We start from the raw sequence: 294 nt of genomic DNA, 5'->3' as shown, positions 1-294 counted from the left end.
CGTCATTGTTTTTCAGTTGAATGTTCGCGCCTTTCTCGACAATCATCTGTACCACCTCCAGATTAACACCGTATGCAGCCATGATCAGTGACGTGTCGCCCCCAGGCTCGGTCCTCACATCAAGCCGCACCTTCTTGGCCAGAAGTGACTTTACGCACGCGCTATCACCTGCTTGCGCAGCAATGCTCAATGGGGTGAAACCGAACTGTATAGATTTTGGGTCTGCCTGAGCACCAGCGACAAGTAACTCATCCAATACCTGGCACTTGCCGGCGGCAGCTGCTGTGTCGATCG

1 protein-coding gene is annotated in these 294 nt (G+C 53.4%); it reads right to left on the bottom strand.

Going from position 1 to position 294, the window contains the following annotated elements:
• The coding region (locus VC352_RS24850) for an ankyrin repeat domain-containing protein (protein WP_322982160.1) at positions 1-294 on the bottom strand (294 nt) is incomplete at both ends.

This window comes from Pseudomonas sp. C11, assembly GCF_034683865.1.
In the GTDB taxonomy this organism is placed as follows: domain Bacteria; phylum Pseudomonadota; class Gammaproteobacteria; order Pseudomonadales; family Pseudomonadaceae; genus Aquipseudomonas.
The sequence above is the reverse complement of the archived record's forward strand: the minus strand, read 5'-3'. Positions and strand labels throughout refer to the sequence as shown.